Genomic DNA, 7,197 nt, shown 5'->3' with positions numbered 1-7,197 from the left:
GTTCGTCGGCACGACGTCAAAGCCGAAGGTACCGCGTGAGCGGCGCGAGGACGGCCCGGCAGCAGCAGAGGTGCGCTGGCCCGCACTGCGGCTCGCTCGCCCGGAAAAAAAGGCTGTCACGTTTAACCGTGACAGCCTTTACAAATCCAATCTTAACTGATCAGCATTGCGCCAGCGGCGGGTTTTTATTTTGTGAAGCAGAGTCTGGATCAGGAAACATACGCCTGCTTACGCCAGATGAAACTGCTCTACCGTCTGTGACAGCTGCTGCGCCTGATCCTCCAGCGAACTGGCGGCAGCCGACATCTGCTGCACCAGCGCGGCATTCTGCTGGGTGACGCCATCCATTTCATTGACGGCAATCGTTACCTGACTGATGCCACGCGCCTGTTCGCTTGATGCTGTAACAATCTCACCGATAATCCCCTGCACCGAATTCACCGCCTGCATCATCTCCTGCATGGTTTTACCGGCATCGTTTACCAGCCGGACGCCGCTCTCGACCCGCACGCTCGACTCTTCAATCAGTGCGCCGATCTCTTTCACCGCGTTCGCGCTGCGCTGGGCCAGATTACGCACTTCAGAAGCCACCACCGCAAAACCGCGTCCCTGCTCACCGGCACGTGCAGCTTCTACAGCCGCGTTCAGCGCCAGAATATTGGTCTGGAAGGCAATGCTGTTGATCATGGTTGTAATGTCGCCGATCTTTTTCGAACTGTCATCGATCTGCGCCATGGTCTGCACCACTTCACCCACCAGCGAGGCACCACGACTGGCGATGTGGGTAGCGTTTTCAGTCAGGCTGGTCGCCTGCTGCGCGTTATCGGCATTCAGGCGAATCGTGGCGCTGATCTGCTCCATGCTGGCTGCGGTCTGCTCCAGCGCGGCGGCCTGTTGTTCGGTGCGTGACGCCAGATTGAGGTTTCCGCTGGCAATTTCACCCGCCCCCTGGCGTACTGATTCACTGGAATCTTTAATCTGCCCGACAATCTGCCGGAGCTGGCTTTGCATGGTATCCAGGGCGAAAAAGAGGCTGCTGCGATCGCCGTTTTTCACCACAATCGCGTTATCCAGTTTGCCATCGGCGACGGCCAGCGCAATATGCGCCGCTTCAGCCGGCTCACCGCCAATCGGACGCAACACTTTACGGCTGAACAGCATGCCCAGCACCGTCCCGACCAGCAGAACGCTCACGACCATCAGGATCACCGCCCACATCAGCTGCCGGTTTGAGGCGGCCATCACCTGACTGACCGGTGCCACCACGCCCAGATACCAGGGTTTGTCGCTGTTACCTATCATCACCGGCTGCCAGGTGACTAAAGCGTCTTCACCCAGCACGGCATCAAATCGCTGGACGACTTTCGACGTAAAACCCTCTTTTTCGCCTTTCCAGGGCTTCCCGGCTTCATCTTTCACCGGCGAAGAGACCACATTCCCGCCGTTAGAAAGCAGCAGCGCATAGCCGCTTCCCTGCCAGGGTTTGATCTGATTCACTTTCTGTTGCAGTGATGCCAGTGAAATGTCAGAGGTAACGATCGCCTTTAAGGTGCCCTGATCGATAATCGCGGCGGCGACGGAGGTGAGCAACGTCGGTACGCCGTTATAGGCATAGCTATAGGGTTCGGTGAGCGTGTCTTTTTGTGTTTTTTGCGGGATCAGATAGTAATCACCCTGACCCGGTGTCAGATAGGAGAGCAGCGGATGCATCGAGTAAGTACCTGACGCGTCACGATCGACAAAAAAGGCATAGCGGCCCTGCGGTGCCTGACCCGGCTGTGAAGCGAACTCGGTATCACGGCCATCAAACGCATTCTGTTCAAATATCACTGACATCGACAGATAGTCAGGGTTAGCACGCAGCGCATACTCCATCACCTTATCGGCCGCTTTGCGATCGGTAATACCAGCGTGGGGCAAGGCAATCAGACTTTGTCCAAGGTGACTCGCGACATCACGTGCATGGCTCAATTCCTGCTGCACCTGTAAGGCACGGCTCTGCGCAATCTGCTGCAGATATTGTTCGGCCAGCGCCTTCTGCTCTTTACCGGATTGCCAGCTGAGAACCCCAATCGTCACGGTAAATCCCAGCACTATCGTTAAACCACCCATGATCAGCATCTGGGCACGGGTACTCATTCTTTTCTTATGTGTTAACTGACTGACCATAGTGCTTCCCCTGAAATTTACCTGGCTCAATACCTCCTTGTAGTTATGGTGCTCCTGAGATCATCTATCGGCGGCGTTTTTTTGAACTTTAATGGCCATTTCCCCGCCGTGATGGGGGTCTCACAGCGCGTGATTACGGGAAGTTGATCGCAAAGGGATTATGGCGCTGCGAATGAACGGCCTTTTTTTGATCTGCAACAATACTGGTGCCCGCCATTACTGTCAGTTTATGTCAACAGTTGCTGTAGTCCCCTTATCGCAGTGGAGATAGAACAATGATCGGTAAATCAGGATTAGCTGTCGGGATGGTTGTCTGGCTGGCGTATGTCGCCTGGATCGTTCACTACTATTCAGACACCTTTATGCAGTTCTCCCGCTAAGCAAACAGGACCTTCGGGTCCTTTTTTTTGCCCTCACTTCAGCTGGGTTGGCCTGTGAGCCAAATATTCGCTATTATCGACTCATTCTGTGAGCCGAATAACCTTCTTTATTCGGCTCATCCACCCTTAGCGTGAGCCGATTATGAGCGTTACCTGGATCTGGCAACAGCCGGACTGGCCCCATTTTCAGTGGCAGGACGCCGTGCTGTTACCGCGCCTGCGCCATCTGCAGCAGCAGCGCGGATTGCTGCTGGGCCGTGCCAGCCTGCATTCAGACAGTGAAACCCAGACGCTGGATACCCTGCTCAGCAATATCCTCTCCTCTTCCGCGATTGAAGAGGAGCGGGTCAACGTGCAATCGGTCCGCTCATCGCTGGCGCGTCGGTTAGGCGTGACGGAAGAGCAGCCCTATCCGGTCTCCGATCGTTCAGAAGGCCTGGCTGCCATGATGCTCGATGCCATCAACAACCGCAGCCAGCCGCTGACGCCTGAGCGTCTCTGTCAGTGGCATCGCTGGCTTTTCCCGGCCGATGAGTGGACGGTACAGCGCCTGAGCGTCGGCACACTGCGCGGCAGTGAGCCGATGCAGGTCATCTCAGGTCGCATCGATCGTCCCACGGTGCATTTTGAAGCGCCGCCGCGACAGGGACTGGAGCCGCAACTGGCGCAGTTTATTGAGTGGTTCAACAGCAGTCAGCATGATGTGATGCTGGACCCGTTGCTGCGCGCCGCCATCTGCCACCTCTGGTTTGTCACCCTGCACCCTTTTGATGATGGTAATGGTCGTATCACGCGTGCGTTAACCGATCTGGCGCTGGCGCAGGCCGACAGTCAGAGCATCCGGCTTTATGCCATGTCACCCGCCATTCTGACGCAGCGTGCCGGTTATTACCGCATCCTTGAGCAGACGCAGAAAGGCGGCCTGGATATCACCCACTGGCTGGTGTGGTTTCTTGATATCCTGGATGAGAGTCTGCAACAGGCGATGAACGTCATCGATCGCACTCAGATGAAAGCGCGTTTCTGGCTGCGGCATAAGGGAATGGGATTGAGTCCGGAACAGGTGAAAGTGCTGAACCGGCTGCTGGATGGCGGCGAGCAGGGTTTCGAACTGGGGATCAGCGCCAGTCAGTACCAGAAGGTCGCCAAAGTGAGTAAAGCCACCGCGACCCGTCATCTGGCCGATCTGGTTGAAAAAGGCTGCCTTTACCGGCTTGAAGGCGGAGGCAGGAGTACCCGCTATCAGGTTAACTCCCGCGAGACGCCCTGAGCCAGGCTGTTTTAACTGCTAACCGGGAGTACATCGCGATCGTTGTGATCTACTCCTGAGTGCGGGAATTACTCTTTAAGTGAAGCCCCGTTGGTCGCAATGACCTCTTTATACCAGTAAAAGCTTTTCTTCCGGCTGCGGGCCAGCGAACCTTCCCCGGTATCATCGCGGTCAACATAAATAAAACCGTAACGCTTAGACAATTCGGCTTTTGATGCGCTGACAAGATCGATAGGTCCCCAGCTGGTATAACCCATGACCTCCACGCCATCGTCAATGGCCTCACGCACCTGAACCAGATGATCGTTGAGGTAGCTAATGCGATAATCATCCTGCACGACGCCCGTTGCATCCGGTATGTCTTTGGCGCCCAGTCCGTTCTCAACAATAAACAGCGGCTTCTGATAACGATCCCACAGCAGATTCAGTAAGGTCCGCAAGCCCACCGGGTCAATCTGCCAGCCCCATTCAGAACTCTGCAGGTGAGGATTTGGCACCATGCTCAGAATGTTACCCCGCATCTGCTGATTCATTGTCTCATCGGCGGTCACGCAGCCGGACATGTAATAGCTGAACGAGATAAAATCGACGGTCGACTGGAGTATCTGGCGATCGGCATCCGTGATATCCAGCTGAATATTATTCTCACGAAAGAACCGCAACATATAGCCCGGATAAACGCCACGGCACTGAACATCGCCAAAAAATTGCCATTTCCGGTTCTCCTGCAGCGCTTCCAGCACATCATCAGGCTTACAACTGAGTGGATAGACCAGCCCTCCCAGCAGCATATTGCCAATGCTGGCGTCCGGGTTAATCTCGCGGCAGGCTTTCACCGCCAGCGCACTGGCGACCAGTTGATGATGAATTGCCTGATACACCTCAGCTTTGCTGCTGGTTTCCGGCAGACCCACACCGGTCATCGGCGCGTGAAGCGACATGTTAATTTCGTTAAAGGTCAGCCAGAGTCTGACTTTCTGCCGGTAGCGGGCAAACACCGTACGGGCATAATGCTCAAAGAAGCCAATCACCTGGCGGTTACCCCAGCCACCATACTGCTTCACCAGGTGCCAGGGCATCTCATAATGTGACAACGTAACAAGTGGAGTAATGTGATGTGCGGCAAGCTCATCGAATAACCGGTCATAAAAGGCCAGACCGGCCTCGTTAGGTTGTTGCTCGTCACCGTTCGGAAAGATGCGCGTCCATGCGATTGAAACCCGCAGACAGCTGAACCCCATCTCTGCAAACAGCCTGATATCGTCCGGATAGCGGTGGTAAAAGTCGATCGCGATGTCTTTAAGGCTTTGGCTGCCCTCAACGCGCTCCGATACCGGGCCAAAGATTCCCTGTGGCTGAACGTCGGAGGTTGAGAGGCCTTTGCCCTCTTCCCGCCATGCGCCTTCAACCTGATTAGCGGCAACAGCACCGCCCCATAAAAATGAATCCGGGAAAGTTTTCATCCTGTTCTCCTTTTATTGACGAGTGACGCTGAGTAAAGGCGTACCTGCAGTGACCGCGGTCCCTGCCACAGTCATCACCTCAGGATACTCATCGCTGTTAGTGATAATGATCGGTGTTGCCAGGTCATATCCGGCATCAAGAATGGCCTGACGATCAAACTCCAGCAGCAGATCGCCGGCCCTGAACGCGTCGCCCACTTGTACATGTGCCGTGAAAGGTTTGCCGTCGAGCCTGACGGTATCGATACCCACATGGATCAACAGCTCAATCCCGCTGTGACTCAGGAGTCCTATGGCGTGTCGGGTCTGAAACAGGGAGGCCACCTCACCCGCAAAAGGCGCAATGACTTTATTATCAGAAGGGATGATGGCCACACCCTGTCCCAGCAGGCCACTGGCGAAGGTTGGATCGGGAATCTGACCAAGCCCCAGAACGGTGCCTGTCATCGGTGACAGAATGTCATCTTCGCCAGGGGTAATCGGGAGCGCTGCGTCTGGCGCCGTGTTTCGGGGCATGCCCGCTACCAGCGTCATGCCGCAACCCAGTGTCAGCGCGAGTAGCGTCCCGGCAATACCGCCCCATAACGTGGAATCCACACCGCCAGGTGGGATCATCTGTGCGATGGTAAAGATGTTGGCAAAACCAAATGAATAAACGTGGGTGCTGCTGAGGCCGACAATGGCACCGCCAATAGCGCCCGCCACGCAGCCAAAGATAAAGGGACGGCGCAACGGCAGATTAACGCCATAGACAGCCGGTTCAGTGATACCAAAGATTCCTGCGGTCACGGATGAACCCGCCAGCATCTTCTGTCGTGCATCCCGACTGCGCAGAAACACCCCCAGCGCCGCGCCAACCTGGCCCATGACAGCAGGCAACAGCATGGGCAGCATTGAGTCATGCCCCAGTACGGCAAGATTGTTGATCATCAGTGGCACCAGTCCCCAGTGCAAACCAAAAATCACACAGACCTGCCACAACGCGCCCAGGGCGGCACCAGCCAGCCAGGGTGCCAGCGCATAAATCCACTGGTAACCGTTCGCCAGTATCTGACTTAAGCCCGTGGCCAGTGGGCCAATCACCAGGAAGGTCAGCGGCACGGTGACGCTCAGACAGATCAGTGGCGCAAAGAAGTTTTTCATGGAGGCGGGAAGTCGCCGGCTGCTCTGTTTTTCCAGCCAGCAACTAACCCATGCAGCGAGAATAATCGGGATAACCGACGCACTGTAATTAAACCAGGTTACAGGGATGCCGAGAAACGCGTCCGTCATTTCACCGGACTGCTGGCTGGCATTAAAAGCTACAATCATCGTCGGGTGGGTCAGCGCCCCACCAATCACCATGGTAATAAAGGGATTGCCGCCAAATTTCTTCCCGGCGGTGTAGCCCAGCACCAGAGGAAAGAAGAAAAACAGGGCATCACTGGCTGCAAACCAGATTTTATACGTTCCACTTTCAACAGAAAGCCAGCCACAGACCACGGCCAGCGCCAGTAAACCTTTTAGGATCCCGGAGGCGGCGAGAATGCCGATAAACGGGGTAAAAATACCTGATACAATGTCGATCAGATGATTGAAAACACTACCCCCGGTCTTTTCCCCTTCTGTTGCTGCAGAAAGCTCATCAGCCAGCCCCGCTTCACTACGCACAGCTTGCCAGACATCATGAACGTGGTTGCCAATCACCACCTGAAACTGCCCGCCGCTTTCAACGACCATAATAACGTCCGGATTTTTCTTCAGTCCTTCAGCGTCGGCTTTATGGTTGTCTTTCAGTTTGAAGCGTAACCGGGTGGCACAATGAACCAGACTTACGATGTTCTCCCGGCCACCAATATGGCTGAGGATATCCTGCGCCAGCGTGTGATATTCCATCTCGATTTCCTTACAACCGATGCCTGCGGACATCAGTTAA

At 55.2% G+C, this 7,197-nt stretch carries 4 protein-coding genes; 1 reads left to right on the top strand and 3 read right to left on the bottom strand.

Translation table 11 applies throughout. The features are described from left to right. Positions 1 to 228: 228 nt before the first annotated feature. Positions 229 to 2,169, bottom strand: coding sequence for a methyl-accepting chemotaxis protein (locus ACVKSX_RS11590; RefSeq protein WP_354438573.1), 1,941 nt, complete (start codon positions 2,167 to 2,169; stop codon positions 229 to 231). A gap of 522 nt (positions 2,170 to 2,691) precedes the next feature. On the opposite strand from ACVKSX_RS11590, the gene ACVKSX_RS11585 reads away from it, so the two are divergent. Further along, the gene (locus tag ACVKSX_RS11585; RefSeq protein WP_354438575.1) at positions 2,692 to 3,819 is read left to right on the top strand and encodes a Fic family protein; all 1,128 of its coding nucleotides are present in this window, start codon (positions 2,692 to 2,694) and stop codon (positions 3,817 to 3,819) included. A 68-nt stretch (positions 3,820 to 3,887) separates the two neighbouring features. On the opposite strand, the gene ACVKSX_RS11580 is transcribed toward ACVKSX_RS11585, so the two are convergent. Together ACVKSX_RS11580 and bglF are read right to left on the bottom strand one after the other, a co-directional pair. Beyond that, positions 3,888 to 5,282, bottom strand: a complete 1,395-nt coding sequence (locus tag ACVKSX_RS11580) for a glycoside hydrolase family 1 protein (RefSeq protein WP_354438576.1) — start codon at positions 5,280 to 5,282, stop codon at positions 3,888 to 3,890. A 12-nt stretch (positions 5,283 to 5,294) separates the two neighbouring features. Continuing rightward, positions 5,295 to 7,157 (bottom strand): PTS beta-glucoside transporter subunit IIABC, encoded by a 1,863-nt coding sequence (gene bglF, locus ACVKSX_RS11575; protein WP_354438578.1) that lies wholly within the window; start codon positions 7,155 to 7,157, stop codon positions 5,295 to 5,297. Between the last annotated feature and the right edge of the window lie 40 nt (positions 7,158 to 7,197).

The sequence above is a fragment of the Pantoea sp. PvP021 genome, from assembly GCF_054056055.1.
The sequence above is the reverse complement of the archived record's forward strand: the minus strand, read 5'-3'. Positions and strand labels throughout refer to the sequence as shown.

What these genes read in the sequence shown, in the direction of transcription:
- ACVKSX_RS11590 (WP_354438573.1), bottom strand. Translation starts at nt 2,169, where the DNA reads ATGGTCAGTCAGTTAACACATAAGAAAAGAATGAGTACCCGTGCCCAG.
- ACVKSX_RS11585 (WP_354438575.1), top strand. Translation starts at nt 2,692, where the DNA reads ATGAGCGTTACCTGGATCTGGCAACAGCCGGACTGGCCCCATTTTCAG.
- ACVKSX_RS11580 (WP_354438576.1), bottom strand. Translation starts at nt 5,282, where the DNA reads ATGAAAACTTTCCCGGATTCATTTTTATGGGGCGGTGCTGTTGCCGCT.
- bglF (WP_354438578.1), bottom strand. Translation starts at nt 7,157, where the DNA reads ATGGAATATCACACGCTGGCGCAGGATATCCTCAGCCATATTGGTGGC.